The 19,579-nt window shown below is 35.3% G+C and carries 16 protein-coding genes; 12 read left to right on the top strand and 4 right to left on the bottom strand.

Going from position 1 to position 19,579, the window contains the following annotated elements; all coding sequences use genetic code 11:
- The first annotated feature begins 49 nt into the window (after window positions 1–49).
- The 9 genes from atpA (at window position 50) to Q0505_RS01935 (ending at window position 10,975) form a co-directional block, all read left to right on the top strand.
- Window positions 50–1,627 (top strand): F0F1 ATP synthase subunit alpha, encoded by a 1,578-nt coding sequence (atpA, locus tag Q0505_RS01975; protein WP_299208204.1) that lies wholly within the window; start codon window positions 50–52, stop codon window positions 1,625–1,627.
- A 129-nt stretch (window positions 1,628–1,756) separates the two neighbouring features.
- Window positions 1,757–2,617: an ATP synthase F1 subunit gamma gene (atpG, locus tag Q0505_RS01970; RefSeq protein ID WP_299208202.1), complete on the top strand. Its 861-nt coding sequence runs from the start codon at window positions 1,757–1,759 to the stop codon at window positions 2,615–2,617.
- 1,253 nt (window positions 2,618–3,870) lie between these two features.
- A complete protein-coding gene (locus Q0505_RS01965; protein WP_299208200.1) occupies window positions 3,871–4,410 on the top strand; it encodes an outer membrane beta-barrel protein in 540 nt (179 codons plus the stop codon).
- Between the two features lie 93 nt (window positions 4,411–4,503).
- Window positions 4,504–5,934, top strand: coding sequence for an oligosaccharide flippase family protein (locus Q0505_RS01960; protein ID WP_299208198.1), 1,431 nt, complete (start codon window positions 4,504–4,506; stop codon window positions 5,932–5,934).
- Window positions 5,931–6,365 carry a dUTP diphosphatase gene (gene dut / locus Q0505_RS01955; protein WP_299208196.1) on the top strand — a complete coding sequence of 145 codons (435 nt, stop codon included), beginning with the start codon at window positions 5,931–5,933 and terminating at the stop codon, window positions 6,363–6,365. Before Q0505_RS01960 ends, dut begins: the two co-directional genes overlap by 4 nt.
- A gap of 187 nt (window positions 6,366–6,552) precedes the next feature.
- On the top strand, window positions 6,553–7,572 hold the full coding sequence (locus Q0505_RS01950; protein ID WP_299208195.1) for a sugar phosphate nucleotidyltransferase: 1,020 nt from the start codon (window positions 6,553–6,555) through the stop codon (window positions 7,570–7,572).
- Window positions 7,573–7,600: 28 nt separating this feature from the next.
- Entirely contained in the window at window positions 7,601–8,980 is a 1,380-nt protein-coding gene (locus Q0505_RS01945) for a hypothetical protein (RefSeq protein WP_299208193.1), read from the top strand.
- Window positions 8,977–9,753 carry a DUF4292 domain-containing protein gene (locus Q0505_RS01940; protein ID WP_299208191.1) on the top strand — a complete coding sequence of 259 codons (777 nt, stop codon included), beginning with the start codon at window positions 8,977–8,979 and terminating at the stop codon, window positions 9,751–9,753. The genes Q0505_RS01945 and Q0505_RS01940 overlap by 4 nt, the downstream gene beginning before the upstream one ends.
- Complete coding sequence (locus Q0505_RS01935) at window positions 9,743–10,975, top strand: peptidoglycan DD-metalloendopeptidase family protein (protein ID WP_299208189.1); 1,233 nt, start codon at window positions 9,743–9,745, stop codon at window positions 10,973–10,975. The genes Q0505_RS01940 and Q0505_RS01935 overlap by 11 nt, the downstream gene beginning before the upstream one ends.
- Window positions 10,976–11,133: 158 nt before the next feature.
- Here the strand turns inward: Q0505_RS01935 and Q0505_RS01930 are convergent, their stop codons facing one another.
- Window positions 11,134–11,652, bottom strand: a complete 519-nt coding sequence (locus tag Q0505_RS01930) for an acyl-CoA thioesterase (protein WP_299208187.1) — start codon at window positions 11,650–11,652, stop codon at window positions 11,134–11,136.
- 149 nt (window positions 11,653–11,801) lie between these two features.
- A complete protein-coding gene (locus Q0505_RS01925; protein WP_299208185.1) occupies window positions 11,802–12,737 on the bottom strand; it encodes an SPOR domain-containing protein in 936 nt (311 codons plus the stop codon).
- 265 nt (window positions 12,738–13,002) lie between these two features.
- On the opposite strand from Q0505_RS01925, the gene Q0505_RS01920 reads away from it, so the two are divergent.
- From Q0505_RS01920 to Q0505_RS01910, 3 genes are read left to right on the top strand one after another with little or no spacing between them, the layout of a single operon-like run.
- On the top strand, window positions 13,003–13,263 hold the full coding sequence (locus Q0505_RS01920) for a hypothetical protein (RefSeq protein WP_299208183.1): 261 nt from the start codon (window positions 13,003–13,005) through the stop codon (window positions 13,261–13,263).
- 1 nt (window position 13,264) lies between these two features.
- The gene (locus Q0505_RS01915) at window positions 13,265–14,425 is read left to right on the top strand and encodes a hypothetical protein (protein WP_299208181.1); all 1,161 of its coding nucleotides are present in this window, start codon (window positions 13,265–13,267) and stop codon (window positions 14,423–14,425) included.
- 49 nt (window positions 14,426–14,474) lie between these two features.
- Complete coding sequence (locus Q0505_RS01910; RefSeq protein WP_299208179.1) at window positions 14,475–15,062, top strand: DNA-processing protein DprA; 588 nt, start codon at window positions 14,475–14,477, stop codon at window positions 15,060–15,062.
- Here the strand turns inward: Q0505_RS01910 and Q0505_RS01905 are convergent.
- Window positions 14,983–16,476, bottom strand: coding sequence for a recombinase family protein (locus tag Q0505_RS01905; protein WP_299208177.1), 1,494 nt, complete (start codon window positions 16,474–16,476; stop codon window positions 14,983–14,985). The two genes, Q0505_RS01910 and Q0505_RS01905, sit on opposite strands and share 80 nt — an antisense overlap.
- Window positions 16,477–16,555: 79 nt before the next feature.
- Window positions 16,556–19,579 (bottom strand): type IV secretion system DNA-binding domain-containing protein, encoded by a 3,024-nt coding sequence (locus Q0505_RS01900; protein WP_299208175.1) that lies wholly within the window; start codon window positions 19,577–19,579, stop codon window positions 16,556–16,558.

Genomic DNA, 19,579 nt, shown 5'->3' with positions numbered 1-19,579 from the left:
AAATGTATCCTGAGTCTAGGCAAAGGATCAACCAATAAATACATATAAAATGGCAGAAGTTAAACCAGCAGAAGTTTCAGCAATTTTAAAGAAGCAACTTTCAGGCTTTGAAGCATCAGCTTCACTTGATGAAGTAGGAACCGTATTAACCGTGGGTGATGGTATTGCTCGTGTATATGGACTTGCTAACGCTCAATATGGAGAATTAGTAGAGTTTGAAAGCGGTCTTGAAGCAATCGTTTTGAACCTTGAAGAAGATAACGTAGGAGTTGTACTTCTAGGAGCTTCTACAGCGATCAAAGAAGGAGATACTGTAAAGCGTACGCAACGTATCGCTTCTATTAACGTAGGAGAAGGTATTGTTGGGCGTGTTGTTAACACGCTAGGACTTCCTATAGATGGTAAAGGAGCTATCGCAGGAAAAACGTATGAGATGCCATTGGAGCGTAAAGCACCAGGAGTAATCTTCCGTGAGCCAGTAACTGAGCCATTACAAACAGGTATCAAATCTATTGATGCTATGATTCCTGTAGGTAGAGGACAACGCGAGTTGGTGATTGGTGACCGTCAGACTGGAAAATCTACAGTTTGTATTGATACCATCCTTAATCAAAAAGAATTTTACGATGCTGGTGAGCCAGTATATTGTATATATGTAGCCATAGGTCAGAAAGCATCTACCGTAGCAAATATTGCTCAAGTACTAGATGATGCTGGAGCACTTGCTTACACAACAATTGTTGCTGCAAACGCATCAGACCCTGCAGCAATGCAAGTATATGCACCGTTTGCAGGAGCAGCTATTGGAGAGTATTTCCGTGATACAGGTCGTCCAGCTTTAATTATTTATGACGATTTATCTAAGCAAGCTGTTGCTTACCGTGAAGTGTCTCTTTTATTACGTCGTCCACCAGGACGTGAGGCGTATCCTGGAGATGTATTTTATCTTCACTCAAGATTATTAGAACGTGCAGCAAAAGTGATTAATGATGATGCTATCGCTAAAGACATGAATGATCTTCCTGATAGTTTAAAACCTATCGTAAAAGGAGGAGGTTCTCTTACAGCACTTCCTATCATTGAGACACAAGCGGGTGATGTATCTGCTTATATCCCAACAAACGTAATTTCGATTACAGATGGTCAGATCTTCCTAGATGGAGATTTATTTAACTCAGGTGTACGTCCAGCAATTAACGTAGGTATCTCAGTATCACGTGTGGGAGGTAATGCTCAGATTAAATCTATGAAGAAAGTATCTGGTACATTAAAACTAGATCAAGCGGCTTTCCGTGAATTAGAAGCGTTTGCCAAATTTGGATCAGACCTTGATGCAGCGACATTAAATGTAATTGAAAAAGGAAGACGTAACGTAGAGATTCTTAAGCAACCTGAAAACACGCCATTTACGGTAGAAGATCAGATCGCAATTATCTATGCAGGTTCTAAGAACTTATTACGTGATGTTCCTGTAAACAAGGTAAAAGAATTTGAAGCACGCTATTTAGAGTTTTTAAATGCGAAGCACAGAGATATACTAGATACACTAAAAGCAGGAAAGCTTACAGATGAGGTAACAGATACATTAGTTGCTGTTGCTAAAGATCTTTCAGCTAAGTATAAGTAATGGTATTTTGCTTTCGCGAAAGCGGAAACAAAATTTATAATGCTCCCGTGAAAACGAGAGACTTGTCAAGATTAAAAAACATCGTGATCAACGGGACTAAATTCCCGCCTTCGCGGGAATTAAGAGAATATGGCAAACTTAAAGGAAATAAGAAATAGAATCTCTTCCGTATCTTCTACGATGCAGATTACTAGTGCCATGAAAATGGTATCTGCTGCAAAGTTGAAGAAAGCGCAAGATGCTATCACAGCAATGCGACCTTATGCAGATAAGCTTACAGAGCTACTGCAAAACTTAAGTGCAGGACTAGATAGTGATTCTGGAAGTAATTATGCAGACAACCGTGAGGTGAATAAAGTACTCATCGTAGTAATTTCATCTAACCGTGGTCTTGCAGGAGCTTTCAATTCAAATATTGTCAAAGAAGCAAAACGATTGGCTGAAGTCACGTATGCTAATAAAGAAGTTAGTTTTATAACTATAGGTAAAAAAGCAAACGATATTATTAGAAAATCAAATACAGTGATTACAAATAATAATCAAATATTTGATGAGCTTACTTTTGATAATGTAGCAGCTATTGCAGAAGACTTAATGGAGCGTTTTGCAACAGGTGAGGTTGATAAAATCGAAATCATCTATAACAAGTTTAAAAATGCAGCAACTCAAATAGTAACGACAGAACAGTTCTTGCCTATCTTACCTATAGAAACCGCAGAAACTTCTAATGCAGACTATATTTTTGAACCTTCAAAAGCAGAGATTGTAGAAGGATTAATTCCTAAAGCATTAAAAACACAATTATTTAAAGGAATACGTGACTCAGTTGCAAGTGAGCACGGAGCACGTATGACGGCAATGCATAAAGCAACAGATAATGCAACAGAGCTTAGAGATGCGCTTAAATTACAATATAACAAAGCACGTCAAGCTTCTATTACAAACGAAATCCTAGAGATCGTAGGAGGAGCAGAAGCATTGAATAATTAAATACTTGCAAAGGCAGGTATCTCTAACTCCAGAATCCCAAAATTCTAAGTTAAAAATAACACGAAACCCCAATCTGTGAAAGATTGAGGTTTCCTTGTTTAGTGCCTATATCTAAAGGTGTTTTTCGATTTTTTGCTTCGTATCTTTTGTTTTGTTTTGGAAACGATGATCGGGATTCACTGGTTTTATGCGAGTTGAGAATATATTTACAGCTCTTTCTTCACAAATATTTTGGTTTGAGTGATACCCTTCGAGATCTACAATTTCTCGGAGGGTATTTTTATTTGTGAAACACTGTTTTGTAAAGTCTGAAAGACGCATACAAAATAGTTAGTTGAACTAATCTCGCTGAAAAACGGGATCTATGGTTTAATATCTTTTACTACTGCCTTTTCAGCTATGCTCAGAATAAACTCTAGCAGGAATCCCATAATCGTATATCTAGAACTCTCATCACGTATGCGAGAACCTCTCAATCGTTAACTCCAAGACTTTCTTCCCTATATCCAAGAGGCGGGATTTTAAAGACGTAAGTAAGCAGCTATACTTAATTTTCTTACGTGACTTCGTTTCAGTAAAGGCTCTTTAAAATGGAGATCTAAGATATACATACCCCAGACTGAATACTTATTTTGACAATAGTATAGTCTACGTACAAATATGAGACTGTATGATGTAGATTGTCGCAACTATATTAAAATACCTAAAACTTAATATACACTATGGCGTTGCTGAAAGCATATAAAAATTCTACTTAATGCTTATCGTAATAGAGTATTAATTATGGGCTTTAAAGGAAACGATGATCGGGATTCACTGGCTTTGTGAAGGTTGAGTTTATATTTACAGCACTTTCTTCACAAATATTTTGGTTTGAGTTATACCCCTCGAGATATACAATTTCTCGGGGGGTATCTTTATTCCCGTCCTTTGATTATGCTTAGGATAAACTCTGGCGGGAATCTTATAATTGTATAACCAGTGCTTTCATAGCATATCTAATTTTTTTCATTACGCACCTAATTTTGGTAGATAGGGAAGGGTTTTAGTGATACGATAGTTTTTTTCGCGAAAGCGGAAACCTCAATATCTTAAAGTTAAGAGTCTATTTTTATGGATATACATCTCTTAGTTGCGTCATCAAAGCTTAGTTTATTTCAAGTTTAACAGTTGCTCACAACGTTTTCCTAATTAAGGATTTTTAACAAATTGCTCTCTTATATTTGATCGTCATCATTTAAAAATAACACACTATGAAATCTCAAAGAATCGTTCTATTAATAAGCTTATTTTTAAGCTGTACTGTATTTGCTCAATTAGAAAAAGGAGACCAATTATTTTCTATTGCGTTTGCACCCTACCCCACAACATCTAACGGTGAAAAAGATTTTGGAGTGATCGCAAAAGCCGATGCTGAGTTTTTATTTACCAATCGATTCTCTTTAGTTACAAGTGCTTTTTATTCCAACAATACAACGTTTAATAACGCAAGCGATATATCATTTAACGCGTTTGGTGTCATCCCTTCTTTGCAGTATTATTTTGTAAATAAAGAAAAATGGACTGTTTATGGACTTGTAGGATATGGTTTTGGGTTTACAGACAGAAGCTTTAGAAGTTCTGAAAATAGCGCCATTACCGTTGGTGCACTTGGCGCAGGAGCACACTATAAAATCGGGGATAAATGGTATTTAAAATTGCAACTTCCTTATTTTAAAGCGCAAAACATATCATTTGATTTTACAGAGGTGGAAGGAGTAGCTCCATTTATTGGGGTGAGTTATCTATTATAATGATATAGTAATATCTTGTTTATAGTTTTATATCCAATAGAAATACAGCGCCTATAAATTTGTTACTTTTAACATAAGATAATACTTCCTTTTTTGAGTACACTTAAACGATTTTTTAAAGACACTGTTATTTATGGATTAGCGACAGTGCTGCCTAGGGTAATGGGTATTATTTTAGTGCGTCTTCATACAGATGCACTTCCTAGAGATGGGTATGCAGATGTAGCTTCCTTTTATGTTGGAGCAGCGTTTCTTAATATTATTTTGACCTACGGTATGGAAACGGCTTTCTTTCGTTTCTTCTCAAAAAGTGATCAAAAGGAAAAAGTATACAGTACAGTTTTTATTTCATTAACGGCAAGTACACTACTTATCTCTTTACTACTCTATGCGTGTAAAACACCAATTTTGCAAGTGTTAGAATTACCAGCATCTTATTTTTGGTATTTAGCAGGTGTTGTTTTATTAGACACACTAGTAGTTGCCCCATTTGCTTATTTAAGAGCGAGAGGAAAAGCCTTAAGATTTGCAGGATTCAAATTAGCCAATTTATGTATTTACGTTGTGCTTAATTTTTTCTTTTTATGGGCTATTCCAAAATTTGATTGGCAATTTAGTTGGTATGACACGACAGATGTAAGGCAATACATTTTTATTGCAAATCTGGCGGCAAGTGTAGTTACATTATTACTCATTCTTCCAGAATTTTTTAGAGTAAAAGCAGTTTTTGATAAACGTATCTTTAAAAAACTTTGGTCGTATGGTTGGCCTATTATGATTGCAGGATTGGCATTTGTAGTTAATGAACAGCTCGATAAACTTTTTATTAATAAAATGATGGATAAAGACATAGGAGGCGCTTATGCGGCTTGTTATAAAATAGCTGTTTTTATGACCATATTTATTCAAGCATTTAGATTGGGAGCCGAGCCTTTTTTCTTTAATCATGCAAAAGAGAAAAATGCAGCAGGGACATACGCACTTATTTTGAAGTACTTTGTTATTGTAGGTGCTTTTGGACTATTATTAATCACAGCTTTTGTAGATATTATAAAAAATGAATTGATAAAAAATGCTTCTTACCATCTTGCTATGGAGATAGTACCTTATGTATTATTGGCAAACCTCTGCCTTGGTATTTATCATAACCTTGCGGTTTGGTATAAACTTACAGACAAAACAAAATATGGGATGTACTTTTCCATTATAGGAGCTATGATCACTATTTGTTTGAATGTATTTCTGATTCCGGTTATTGGATTTATGGCTTCGGCGTATGCTACGCTTGCAGCGTATGGTACTATGATGATCCTTTCCTACACTTTTGGCAAAAAATATTATCCTATCCCGTATGAGCTTAAACGCATAAGTACATATCTTCTACTAGCTATTGTAGGTTCTGGGATTTCCTTTTATATTTTCAGAGCAAATTACTTGGTAAGTGCTATCTTGTTAGGGATATTTGCACTGGTTATTTTCTTTATGGAGCGTAAACAGTTAAAAGCAATACTCAAAAGATCATGAAAGTTAAAATCATAAATAAATCAAGTCACCCATTACCACATTATGAAACCATTGCGAGTGCAGGTATGGATTTGCGTGCATATATTTCAGAATCGATTACTATTGGTCCGTTAGAACGTGCTATTGTACCTACAGGTCTGTTTATAGAGCTTCCTATAGGCACAGAAGCTCAAATACGTCCAAGAAGTGGTCTTGCCGCAAAAAAAGGCGTTACGGTTCTTAATGCGCCTGGAACTATAGATGCAGATTATAGAGGTGAAGTCGGAGTGATTTTGGTGAATCTATCCAATGAGCCTTTTACAATACAAAATGGTGAACGTATTGCACAAATGATCATTGCTCAACATGCACAAGCAGTCTGGGAAGAGGTTACTGAACTTTCTAGTACAGAGAGAGGTGCTGGAGGTTTTGGAAGTACGGGGGTAAAATAGATTCCTATGGAGGCCTTATATTTAAAAAAGTAAAATCTCTAAATGCAGAAGTCTTATTAAAGTAGAAATATTTCTTTAGAGAGGTCAAAAGGATACAAGTAAATTTAGATTAAAAAGTAGTACTAATTAATATGAGATTCCCTCCTTCGAGGGAATGAAATAACACCCGCTTTTGCCGGGCATACCTATGAAAATAATAGTCCCAATGGCTGGACGCGGTAGTCGTCTTCGCCCACATAGTTTAACTGTACCAAAACCATTAATTCCTGTTGCAGGAAAACCTATTGTACACAGATTGGTACGCGATATTGCCAAAGTATTGAACCAACCAATAGAAGAAATAGCTTTTGTATTAGGAGATCCTGCTTGGTTTGGAGATGAAGTGGTAGGAAGTCTTGTAGATCTAGCTGAAAGTCTAGGCGCTATGCCTTCTATCTATCGTCAGGATCAACCATTAGGAACGGGTCATGCTATTATGAGTGCTGCTGAGTCGCTTTCTGGTCCTGCCGTGATTGCGTATGCAGACACACTTATACGTGCTAAGTTTGACCTAGATCCAGAAGCAGATAGTGTGATCTGGACCAAAAAAGTAGACAACCCAGAAGCTTTTGGTGTTGTAAAATTGAATGAAAAACAAGAAATCGTAGAGCTTGTAGAAAAACCAGAAACGTTTGTTTCTGACCAAGCCGTCATCGGAATATATTATTTTAAAGATGTAGCCGTTCTTAAAGAGAAGCTTCAGGAAATTTTGGACGAAAATATCATGAATGGAGGCGAATATCAGATTAATGATGGTATTAAAAAAATGATGGCAGAAGGACGTATCTTTAAAACAGGTACGGTAGATGAGTGGATGGATTGTGGAAATAAAACGGTGACAGTAGAAACCAATGGCAGAATGCTTCAGTTTTTACATGATGATGGTGAAGAGCAATTGGTGTCAGACAGTGCCGTATTAGAAAACGCAAGCATTATTCCGCCATGTTATATATCAGAAAATGTAGTGTTGCGCAATGTTACCATAGGTCCCAACGTTTCTGTAGGAGCTGGTACGGTAATTGAAGACAGTACTGTAAAAAATAGTCTGATTCAATCAAATAGCGTGATTAAAAATGTACAACTAGATCAAGCGATGATAGGAAACCATGTCAAATATGATGGTCATTTCACACAAGTGAGTTTAGGTGATTACACGGTTTTAGAATAGTACGCCTTTTAGGCAATATGAAATAACAATGAAAAGAAATCAGTACATACTTCTATTGTTTTTGTGTCTAAGTATGCTTTCGCGAAAGCATATATACGCACAAGACCCAACACCATTTGCAGATCAAAATGTAGATGATCTTGGAGATGTATCTGATCAATTTCAAGAAACCTTTTTTGAAGCGCTGAAACAGAAAGGGATCGAAAACTATGAACTCGCTATTGTTGCCCTAAACAAATGTATCTCTCTAGAACCTACACAAGCTATCCTTTATTTTGAGAGAGGAAAAAACTACGAAGCGCTTAAAAAATATGATTTGGCCGAAGAAGATTTTCTTAAAACACTCTCTCTAAAACCGAATAAAGAATCTGTTTTAGAAGCGCTCTATGAAGTGTATTATAAGAATCGAGATTATGAAAAAGCAGAAAATACTGCAAAACAACTCATTCCCTTTAATATTCAATACAAAGAAGATCTAGCTCGTATTTATATAGCGACAAAACGCTATGAAGAGTCATTACAACTACTAGATGAGTTGGATACAGAAAAAGGTGGCGATATATACCGTGATGAATTACGGGATCGTATTTATAAACTTTCTGGAAATACCAAAGGACGTACCGATGCCATTGAAAAAAAGATAGCGAGTAATCCTACTGCAGAGGCAGACTATCTTAAATTGATATACTTATATAGTGAACAAGGAGAGACAAAAAAAGCCTACAAGACTGCTTTAAAATTGAAAGAAATTAATCCCAATGCAGAAGAGGTCAACCTCGCACTTTATAAATTGTATTTAGAAGACGGAAAGACAGAAGATGCTATTGTGGCAATGAAAAACGTCTTAGAGAGCAAGAGAATCACTCCTAAAGCAAAACATAGAGTATTAAACGACTTTTTACTTTTTGTAAATGAGAATCCTCAATATGAAGAACAACTGGAAGAAGCTATTTTGATTTTTGATTCCCAAGTGGCAGATTCAAAAATTTATCAAGAATTAGCGAGTTATTTTATAAACAAGGGTATTAATAATAAAGCCCTGCCGTATCTTAAAAAAGCCCTCGCAAACGATCCTGAGAATATAGAAATCATCAAGAGTACGTTGTTAGTACAATTAGATACAGGCGCGTATGAAGATGTAGAAGAAATAGCAGCAGATGCGTTAGAATTATATCCTTCTCAGCCTTTATTATATCTCACTTATGGTGTGGCGCTCAATAGGCAATCTAAATTTAAAGACGCTATAGAGCAATTAGAAGTCGGTATAGATTATATTATAGATGATATAAAAATGGAGTCCGATTTTTACCAGCAGTTAGGAGAAGCATACATAGGAACTGGTAACATGACAAAAGGACAACAACATATAGACAAGGCAAACGCTTTAAAAGCACAAACAAATAAATGAAAAGACTCCTCTTCCTTCTTGTCATTAGTGTACTAGCTAGTTGTGGTGGCACCAAAAAAGCCACCAAAAAGGCAACCACCGAAGATATTGCTACCGTCCGTCTTATAGAAAATCACTATGCCAATAGTTTTGATTTTACAACGCTCGTTGCACGTACGCGTGTTCGCTATGAAGATAAAAAATCGAGACAAACAGTTACCGTAAATATCAGAATAGAAAAGGATAAAAAAATATGGATGAGTGCTTCCATTTTAGGAATCACTGGTGCAAAAGCATTAATTACCCCTGAAAAAGTTTCTTTTTATGAAAAGATTAATAAAAGCTATTTTGAAGGAGATTTTTCGTTTCTGAGCCAATATTTTGGCGTTCAGATGAATTTTGAGCAATTACAACGCTTACTCATAGGGCAAACCGTATATAATCTTAGAGAAGGAAATTATCGAGTAGATCAGGTAGATGGTTTATACAAGATGGCACCCAAAAAACAATTAGCGCTATTGAACCTCTTTTTTTATATGGAGCCTCAAAATTTCTTGATCAAAAAGCAACAAGTCACACAACCGAAAGACAATCTCTCTTTAACTATAAACTATGCAGCACATCAGCTTGTGAACGGAAAACCGTTTCCTGAGAGTATTGGTATTCAAGTGCTTGAAAATACAGATCAAACCCTCATTGAAATAGAGTACCGAAGTGTGGATGTAGATGTTCCCGTACGATTCCCCTTTTCAATACCTTCTGATTATAAAAAAATAACGTTGGATGAGCTCTAACAAAACCAGATATGTCCTCATTTTAATTGTAGGACTTCTTTTAGGAGGTTTTCAAACGGCGTATGCCCAAAAGCCTACACGTAAGCAATTAGAAGAACGCAGAGCTTCTCTGATTGCAGAAATGCAACAATTAACACGCTTGCGCGAAAGCAATAAAAAAAAGGAAATCTCTTTATTGACACAAGTTGAAGATTTGGATCAACAAATCAAGGTGCGTTCTGATATCATAAAAGTAACCAATCGCCAAGCCAACTTACTTACACAAGAGATTAATGAAAATCTCAATAAAATGGAAAATCTGAGAGATGAATTAAAAGATCTTAAAGATGACTATGCACTTATGATTCAAAAGTCATACAAGAGTAAAAGCGGACAAAGTAAAATCATGTTCTTGCTCTCCAGCGAAAGCTTTAAACAAGCCTATAAGCGTATGCAATATATGAAGCAATACGCCAATTATCGCAAAAAACAGGGAGAGCAAATCAAAGAACGTACTGTATTATTACAACAAGTAAATACAGCGCTTATTCAGCAGAAAAAAGATAAAGAAACCCTGATTGCAGAAAATAGAATTGCCAAGGAAAAGCTTGACATAGAAAAACAATCGCAAGACGACCTAATAGCACAAATACGTAAAAAATCAAACGTATATGCAACTCAGATTAAAAAGAAGCAACAACAGACAGATGCAATAGATCGCCAAATAGATAAGATTATTGCAGATGCTATTGCCGCAAGTAATGTAAAAGCTGGAAAATCATATACCAACACAAACTTTGCCTTGACCCCAGAAGAAGAGAGCCTCGCCTCAGACTTCGCATCCAACAAAGGGCGTTTAATATGGCCTGTAGAACGCGGACGTGTTTCTAGGCGTTTTGGAACCTCAAGACATCCTACACTTCCTAACATCACGACCTATAGCAGTGGTGTAGAAATAGAGACGACTCCTGATGCTACGGTAAGAGCTGTTTTTAAAGGAGAAGTATTAAAAATACAAGATGTTTCAGGGAGTAATCTAGCCGTATATGTACGTCATGGGGATTACATTACAATTTATTTTAATATTAAAAAAGTAAATGTAAAAGTGGGAGATAAAGTTGATTTTAAACAACCTATAGGAGAAGTAGGTCTCAATGCATTCAGTGGTAAAACGGTACTCAAGTTTAGAGTTCAAAAAAACAAAACAAAGCTTAACCCTGCAGATTGGGTAAAAGGGATGTAAAAAGCTTGCTCTTACATTTTACATACCCCTATACAAATTGTAGGCAGATTTTAGGTTTTAACATGAGCGTATTAGTATTCTTTAGAGTACGCTTTCGCGAAAGCGTATAAAGGCAATTTATAAAATATATAATACGTCAGAATTGACACTTAAGAGCTTTAATCCTCTTGTATAAAAAGAGCTTTTAATTCTGTAGCATCATTGGGCTTCATTTTTCCAGCAAGTACAAGACTTAATTGTTTACGACGTAGTGCAGCATTGTAACGCTCTTTTTCTTCATCGGTTTCTGGAATTAATTGTGGAACAGGAACAGGCGTTCCTTGCTCATCTACAGCCACAAAGGTATAAATTGCTTCATTTGCCTTACTACAAATTCCGCTCTCGCGGTCTTCGATCCATACATCAATGTAAATCTCCATAGAGCTTTTAAAAGCTCTAGAAACTTTGGCTTCTACGGTGACCACAGTTCCTAAAGGAATCATCTTATTAAAAGCAACGTGATTTACAGAAGCAGTGACTACAATTCTACGAGAATGTCTTCTGGCAGCAATACTCGCTGCTCTATCCATACGAGCGAGTAACTCTCCACCAAATAAATTATTTAAAGGATTTGTTTCACTAGGTAAAACGAGATCGGTAAGTATGGTTTTGGATTGACTAGGCGTGCGTGATTGCATAAGAGGCTTATTTTTTTGACAAAGGTAGTGGGTATGACACGAAATAGGAAGTATGTCGTCAGAAAATAAGGTGTAATTTAACGCACTCTTTTTGAGTAAGAATCATGTGTTAAATAAATGGTCTAATTAAAAAGTCGAAAAGGTGTCTTTTATAATTCTCTTACATCCAGCCAAGCAGATTTATTATCTTCTTTTCGCACGGTACGAAGAACAACGAGTGCTTCTTGACCTGTCTGGTAACTTCCATAAACTACTTGATGTAAACCAAATTTATTCATACCAACAAGTCTTGCTTTATCGTATCCCTTGCTTTGCAATTGCTGTATTCTTTTTTCAGCATTTTCTTTAATTCTAAAAGCACCAGCAACTACATGATAGTTTCCTTTAGGTTGTATAAGATCTAGCGTGATAGCAGGGAGTGGATTTTCTATGATAAAAGTAGCCTGTTGTATTTTTTCATCAATTTGACTTTTTGCTTCTTGCTCAGCTGCATAATTATGAGCTTCTATATTTTTTAGGTAATTAAACCCTCCAAATCCAGCAACTCCAAAACCTATCACAGCAATAGCTGCATATTTCATCCATCCCGTTGAGGTTCTTCTTTCTGGTGTAAAAGCAATAGGTTCTTTTTCTTTTAAAGCTTCTACTTCTTCTTTGTAGACTTCACGTGCAATTTGAGGAGACGTAAATGAAGAAAGTCCAAAAGATGTGGTCAAGTAATTAAGATGATAGGAAGGTTCAAATTGAAGTGTATTTTCTTCACTCAATTGAAAAGAACCTATATTTTTAAACTCAACAGCTTTTCCTTTGTGTAAACTATCAAATAGAAAACGTACATAAGATACAATTTTAGCATTTGCATCTTCGTGAGGAATCATTTCTTTTTTTGCGATATAGTTAGCCAATAGTCCATCGGTATCTGTAAGCTGCGCATTAAAAGAAAGCTTTTTCTTTGGTGGATAAAAAGCCTGTGTAGTCTCATGGATAATAGCTGGCTGATACTGTGTTAAAAACGCTCCAAAACCGGGAACGATCACACACTCATAACGATATAAAAGGTCACTTATGTATTGGTCTAATTGCATAAAATAAAGATACTTTTTTTTAAAACCTTACAAAGAATCAAAACGATATTTTATTAACAAATATAAAATGAAAACAAACCTCCTAGACTTAGATATGTTATCATCATATTTAAAAAAAAGATAAAATCAAGATTGTAATCTGTATATAATTAGCTTAGACAAATAAAGAAAAATTATAATTTGTATCTAATCAAACAATTACTATATTGAGGTGTCAAAAATAATATGAAAGAGTAAATTATTTAAACGCTTTAGATCTATAATTATGTATTCTGAAAAAGAGAAAAAAGCACTCCTTGAATCATTAGGAGTTTCCACAGAAAAAATTCCTAAAGAGGACTTTAATAAATTACTCTTAGGGCTTGAAGAAGAGCTTAAAAACAAAGAGACCCTAGATATAGACAAGCTTTTAGAGAAGCATGATTTAGGTGATTTTTCCCGAACTTTCCGTACGACTACTGATAATAGTGATATTCTCAATCTCTTTGAACAGCTTAAAAAGCTTCGTAAAAAAAAGGGAAACTAAGATGACTATTTCTGAATATGAAAAAGAGATTGAAATCAAAAGAGATGTATTCTACAACTCTTTGGAAAAATTAATTGCCATAGAAAAATCTGAACCTGACAATATTAATAAATTACAAAATTCAATAAATCAAACAATTAAGTCAGGAAATGACTACTTTAAGAAGTTTGAATCTTCAATTTCGCTTTATGAAAGTGAGGATTTTAAAGCAGGAACGAATATTCAGATAGCGAAAATAAATAGCACAAAAATAATTTTAGATACTATTTTAAATTTTTGGCAATTACTTGATAGCATTTACAAACCCATCGATGAGCTTTCTATTCCTTCTCCCCATCAAGATGCATATACTATTATGCAACAGTTCTTAAAATCACATGATCCAGAAAGCGCTACAGCTTTACAACAAAAATTCTCAAAAAATAAATTACCCACAAACGGCTTTGAAGCCAAGAAAAAAATAAACCCAGTAAATTCTATTATAGTGACTAAAAAACAGCAAATTACATTCGGTCTTATTACAGGTGTTGTATTCTTAATTGCCTTGATGGTAATCACACTTGTCTTTGGTTGTCAGGTTCAACAATCGGATAAAATTTTTACAATAATTTTAGCATTGGCTGGAGCTGCCTTTGCTATGGCGATTACGGGAACCATTGGTTTCTCCAACAAAGTTGTTTCTGCAGGAGGACCACTCGCCGTATTTGCTCTTATTTTCTTTTTTAACCCTGCACAGGTAGATGATTTTAAAAGTTGTCAGAAAGATTTTTCTGGGACAGTGTATTTTGGAGATAAACCCATGAAAGATATTAGGGTAGGATTAATAAAATCTGATCAGACAACAGAAAGTAACGATAATGGAAATTTTACGTTTAAAAACGTAGATTTTTCTTCGCTTGGAGACGAGATCAAAATAAATTTAAAAAATAGAGAAATAGACTTAGATACTATTCTTAACCTCTCTAGAAAAGAAATAAAAAGTTCTGTAGATCTTTACGTTTCAAAATACTGTATCACTTGTACTCAAAAAGATTCTCTGGGAAGTACCGTTGGAAGAAAAAACACATGTGCTGCTACAAAAAAGTACATTAGTGGTTATATAAATAGAATCACTCAGGAAAGTATGGAGTTAGGCCTTACAGTAGTATGCGAAGAAGAGTAACTACTAAACATCAAATGAATATGATAGGTGCTTTTTATCGAATATCCTCATGACTGAAAATGAATTTGTTTCTTTACTTACGTTACAGCATATTCCTCATTTAGGAGATGGAAGTATCAAAAAGCTGATTCAACATTTTGGAAGCGCTACTGCTGTCTTACAACAAAAAAAGGAACATCTTCTTAAGATAGAAGGAATCGGTGAGCATAAATTACAATCCTTTTGGGATGAGAAGTATGCCGCTTTCGCGAAAGCAGAATTAGAACATATAAAAACGTACAACATTACCTATAGTTGTTATACAGATGATGACTATCCACAACGATTAAAACATTGTATTGACGGCCCCGTTATTCTTTTTCAACGAGGGAATATACAACTTAATCAACGTAAGATTATTAGTATTGTCGGCACTCGAAAAATCACTTCCTACGGAACTACTTTTGTTGAAAAGTTTATAGAGGAGATAGCCCCTTTTAATCCTGTGATTGTGTCTGGATTTGCCTATGGCGTAGATATTACCGCACATAAAGCAGCCCTTGCCAATAATCTTCAAACTATTGATTGTGTTGCCCATTTGTTGTTAATTCCAAAGAATGCGGAGCAAAGCCGTCAGGCAAGAGTTTATAGAGGTTGATGGTAATTTCATTATCGCTTACCGTAATGTCTTTTGTAATGATTTCGATAATATCTCTCTTTTCTGGAAGAGAAAAGGAATCCCATTTATCATAAAGATTTTTGGCTTCATTAAAAACTGACTGTGTTGCATTCTTTTGACTTGAAAAATTAGAGATTTCAAATTGTATTTCTTGTACTTCCTCTTTTATCTGCTGTAATCGTAAGTAAGGTTTATCGTGATATGTTTTGAAAGCATCTGTCTCAATTTGACCATTGTTATAGAGATTAAGAATATTTTCTATAGAGGTATTCAGTTTCTTTTCTTCTTTTTCTAAGACATCTAATTGCTTTTGTTTGTCAGCAATAACACTTTGAAGTTGTCCAAAATAATGTTCTACACTTTGTTCAGAAACAATGTAGTTATAAAGTTCTGATTTAAAGATTTCTTCTAAATCGTCCTTGTGAATTCTATTTCCACACTGATCCATACAGATGTAGTTTTTACTACTATTTCGTGTAACCATTTTTCCTCCACACGTACAAAAAACATATCGAGTAAAAAGATTTACCCTTCTATTGAGTGGCTGGATATGAGACTTTGTTTGTTTTTGAATGATTGCGTTTACCTCATCCCATATCTCTACAGATACAATGGGATCAACTTTATGAAAAAACCATTCCTCTTTAGGTTTAAAAATTTTATTTCCTTTTTCATTAGAAGTACTGTAATTCATTCTTCGTAAACCTTTGTACACTGGATCAGTTAACATTCTCATAACTGATGCATAAGAAAAGAGATTTCCTTTTCGTGAACGATATCCTTTATCGTTAAGCATACGAGCAGTTGTTCTTTTACGTTTATGTTTAAGAAAAAGTTCAAATGTAAGTTTACAGATTGGAGCTTCCTTATCATCAATAACTAACATTTTATTCTCATTATATCTATATCCAAAAGGAGCGTGTCCTCCAATAGATTTTCCAAGTTTTGCACGTGTCTGAATTGATTCATTTACTCGTTGGACTATTACTTCTCGTTCCCATTCAGCAGCACTACACATTTGCCTAAAAATATGTCGCCCCATAGGGCTTGATGTATCAATCATCATATCCATAGAAATGAGGTCAGCGTCATATTTCATAAAATATTCTGATATTTCAATAAGTTCTTTGGTGTTTCTCGCAAGACGGGCAAGTTTAGCAAAGACAATACCTGATATAACTCCTGTTTTAATATCATGCATCATCTCTTTTGTCTGTGGATAGTTCAAGACAGACTTTCCTGTCATTGCTTCAAGTCTATAAATTTTTACTATTTCCCAATCTCGTGATTTTACAAAATCGCGTGCTCTAATTTCTTGATGAACATGTCCATCTTTTTGGACTTGCTTCGGATCTGAAACACGTATCCAAACCCCTATCTTCTTTTTAGTCATATTACCTTGTTTTCGTTAGACTTTAAGTTACAAAATGTGTGTGCCAAAGGCAACTAAAACCCCTTGTTTTAGAGGGGTTTTATGGCTTTTTTTTAGGCGAACTTGAGAGAATGATTTTTTGAAGGGTGTCGTTCTTTTCTTCTGCACTTGAAGATGCAATATCAATGTGATTTGACTTCACGCGATACCCTCTAATACGTTTAACATTTTGAGGCTTTTCCTGTATGAAATTATCTAAATGTTGTGGTAATTGTAGAGGGGTTAAATATTTTACCTTTTTAAGTAAGGATTTTTCTATGGTGGCTTTTGCTCTGGTGGTAATATTCTTGAGATGTATCATGCTCTCTGAAACCATATATACATGGTTATATCCATCATCTATACATTTTTGAATATTCTTTACTTCATAATCAAGGGTATTGGTTACTGAAATCTCAACAGCGATACGAATATCATCTCGCGTTAATCCAATATCAACGCGACCACCCGTAGCTGTTTGTTCTTCAATGACTGTTTTATATCCTCGTTGTTGACCTAGAGCCTTTACATAGTTCTGTAATGCTCGATGTTTACGTACTTCTTCAAGCTCCTGTGTATCTTTAAGATATTGTTCTTTTTGTTGTTCTAAGGGTGAAGTAGATATTTTTGATGATTCTTCTTTTGGGAGGATTTCCGTATTATCTATTGTGATAATAGGTTCCTGAGTATCTTCTGTTTTCTTTTTTATACTCTTTCCTCGAGGCAATTGTGCATTAAGGATTTTTTGAACTTCCTCCAATGGGGTTGCATAATGCTTTCTTGCATGAGCAACAATAGTATTGGTGTTCTCCTGTGCTTCTTCTTCGCCAATAGATGCTAGGTCATAGGTTGTCATATTAAAATCATGCTGACTACTTCCTAAACGAACAATCGTTTCTCCGATACCGAGACTTTGTAAATCATCGTGTTCAAAGTATGAAAAACCAGATTCAAACTTCTTTGCATCACTATCCCCTAAGCGAAAACAAATGCGAGTATGGGGATTAGATATAACAGAATTAAGAACTTTTGGTTCTTCAATTTGGGCAAGTTCTTGATGAGCTAATATGAGTCCTAAACCATATTTACGCGCGCCGCTGAGTATTGATGTAATTGACGGAGTAATGAAGTTATGAAACTCATCCAAGTAAAGATAGAATGGTTCGCGTTTATTTTTCGATAATGCTTGTCTTCCCTGCGCTACTTGATTAATCTTAGCGAGAAACAGAGAGCCTAAGAGATAGCTATTCTCTTCCCCAATGAGTCCTTGTGATAGTTTGATAAGGATAATCTTTTTTCCTTCAATACAAGTCTTAAAATCAACACCATCCTTTTGAGTAAGAATATATCGTATGATCTTAGGACGAAGAAAGGTATCAATGCGGGTTAAGAGCGGTGTAATCCCCTTCTTTATCATTGGATATTCGTGATGCCAATAATAGAGTATTGATTGATCTTCAACGCTCATTAAAAATTCTTCTCTAAATCTGTCTTCCAAGAGAAAACGCTTCAATTCAATAAGGGTTCCTCTTCTCGTGCTTTCAAGAAAAGTATTAATAGCGTTTGATAGTACCGCTGTCATATTATCCCCCCACGCTGTCGCATGACGTTTAAAAGCCGTCACAAGGTCAGAGGACAAGACAATCTTTTCAGCTTCGCTATGGGCTTGTAAGAGATTAAAACCTATTGGATATTTAGAATCGGAAGGATCAATCAATACAACATCGCTCTGCCTCTCCTTGGGTATTCGCTTGATAATGTCATCAATAATATCTCCATGAGGGTCAAAGAGCGCGCAACCATTACCAACACGAATGTCTTCAAACATCATATTAGCTATCAAGGTTGACTTTCCAACACCTGTAGCACCAATAATATGGGTATGACGTAATCGTGCTTCATCATTGAAAGTGACTTTTTGTTCAATACCATTATGAATATTTACGCCTAAAGTATATTTCTGATATACAGCATCAGAAGGAATGGGTTTTGTCTTTCCTCCGTAAAGTCCAATTTTTAATGAATGAATTGTTTTGTTTGGATAATGCACGAATGATGATAACTCGTGACTATTGAGAATCATCCCAATCCGATTACTTGTTCTATGGTAGAGATTATACAAATGATCTTCATACTCATACCCTTTATTTGTCAAGGGTATCAGCTTATTAAACTCTGAAGTTGAAATTGTCGTAATACTATTGCTAATTTGAGTTGCGAGATACTGCGTTTTGCGTTGAGTATCGCCTTGTGTTGCAATACGCATGACACAACTAAATAATGGTGCTGATACCTTTGCTTCTGCGCATTTAACCATTTCAGGATTATCGGAAAAAAAACTACCACCCGCTCCATCAGATACAGCATAGGTTATGTCTCTTCCCCACGGCGCGGTAACACCTTTAAAAATACATTGAAACACAATGACATCATCGAAATGAAGATGATCCATTGTTGCAATAATAGAAGTTAGTGGATCAATATCGTATGATTTGGATGTTGCCAAAGGACGAGCAAGTTCATCATTGATACCAAAATCACATATCCCAATTACCTGATTTGTATTGAATGGAAGATCGTCAATGATAATGTCTTTGATAATTACGAGTGGGAAATACGCTTTAAGGTGAGATTCAACTCGACCTTTATCACCTTTAGAACAGATTATTTGTATGATGATTTTCTCATACGTTCCGATAATTTCAAATGAAATAGGAGCTTCAGAGAAAGAGAGCATATTGAGAAACTCACGAGAAATTGTAGATGAAATTTCTTCTCCTTTTTTGAATGATATCGAAAACCCAACTGTAAGATCAGCATACGAAGATTCATTCGCTTTGATTATTTTAGGTTGCTCGACTACTTCTTTTTTCTCTTCCTTTTTATTAAAGAGTCCTATGAAGTCATCTAAAAGACTCGGTACTTTTCCATCATCAATATATCCTTCATAGGAAATACTCGTATGCTTGAATGGAATATAATTTGGTTCAATATCAACTTGCTCATTATATGAGTGATAGCCCCTTCCTAAATAATCCCATTCATAAAAATTTAGTGTTGCCTTTTCTAATGCAGACAATGACAT

This window comes from uncultured Dokdonia sp. (assembly GCF_937910895.1).
In the GTDB taxonomy this organism is placed as follows: domain Bacteria; phylum Bacteroidota; class Bacteroidia; order Flavobacteriales; family Flavobacteriaceae; genus Dokdonia.
Note: the sequence above shows the minus strand (reverse complement) of the source record. Positions and strands in the feature narration are given on the sequence as shown.

Excerpts from the sequence above, each read along its gene's own strand:
- Q0505_RS01910 (WP_299208179.1), top strand. The coding sequence starts at position 14,475 with ATGACTGAAAATGAATTTGTTTCTTTACTTACGTTACAGCATATTCCT.
- Q0505_RS01920 (WP_299208183.1), top strand. The coding sequence starts at position 13,003 with ATGTATTCTGAAAAAGAGAAAAAAGCACTCCTTGAATCATTAGGAGTT.
- Q0505_RS01965 (WP_299208200.1), top strand. The coding sequence starts at position 3,871 with ATGAAATCTCAAAGAATCGTTCTATTAATAAGCTTATTTTTAAGCTGT.
- Q0505_RS01950 (WP_299208195.1), top strand. The coding sequence starts at position 6,553 with ATGAAAATAATAGTCCCAATGGCTGGACGCGGTAGTCGTCTTCGCCCA.
- Q0505_RS01900 (WP_299208175.1), bottom strand. The coding sequence starts at position 19,579 with ATGTCATTGTCTGCATTAGAAAAGGCAACACTAAATTTTTATGAATGG.
- Q0505_RS01905 (WP_299208177.1), bottom strand. The coding sequence starts at position 16,476 with ATGACTAAAAAGAAGATAGGGGTTTGGATACGTGTTTCAGATCCGAAG.
- Q0505_RS01945 (WP_299208193.1), top strand. The coding sequence starts at position 7,601 with ATGAAAAGAAATCAGTACATACTTCTATTGTTTTTGTGTCTAAGTATG.
- Q0505_RS01915 (WP_299208181.1), top strand. The coding sequence starts at position 13,265 with ATGACTATTTCTGAATATGAAAAAGAGATTGAAATCAAAAGAGATGTA.
- Q0505_RS01930 (WP_299208187.1), bottom strand. The coding sequence starts at position 11,652 with ATGCAATCACGCACGCCTAGTCAATCCAAAACCATACTTACCGATCTC.
- Q0505_RS01935 (WP_299208189.1), top strand. The coding sequence starts at position 9,743 with ATGAGCTCTAACAAAACCAGATATGTCCTCATTTTAATTGTAGGACTT.
- Q0505_RS01925 (WP_299208185.1), bottom strand. The coding sequence starts at position 12,737 with ATGCAATTAGACCAATACATAAGTGACCTTTTATATCGTTATGAGTGT.
- dut (WP_299208196.1), top strand. The coding sequence starts at position 5,931 with ATGAAAGTTAAAATCATAAATAAATCAAGTCACCCATTACCACATTAT.
- atpG (WP_299208202.1), top strand. The coding sequence starts at position 1,757 with ATGGCAAACTTAAAGGAAATAAGAAATAGAATCTCTTCCGTATCTTCT.
- atpA (WP_299208204.1), top strand. The coding sequence starts at position 50 with ATGGCAGAAGTTAAACCAGCAGAAGTTTCAGCAATTTTAAAGAAGCAA.
- Q0505_RS01940 (WP_299208191.1), top strand. The coding sequence starts at position 8,977 with ATGAAAAGACTCCTCTTCCTTCTTGTCATTAGTGTACTAGCTAGTTGT.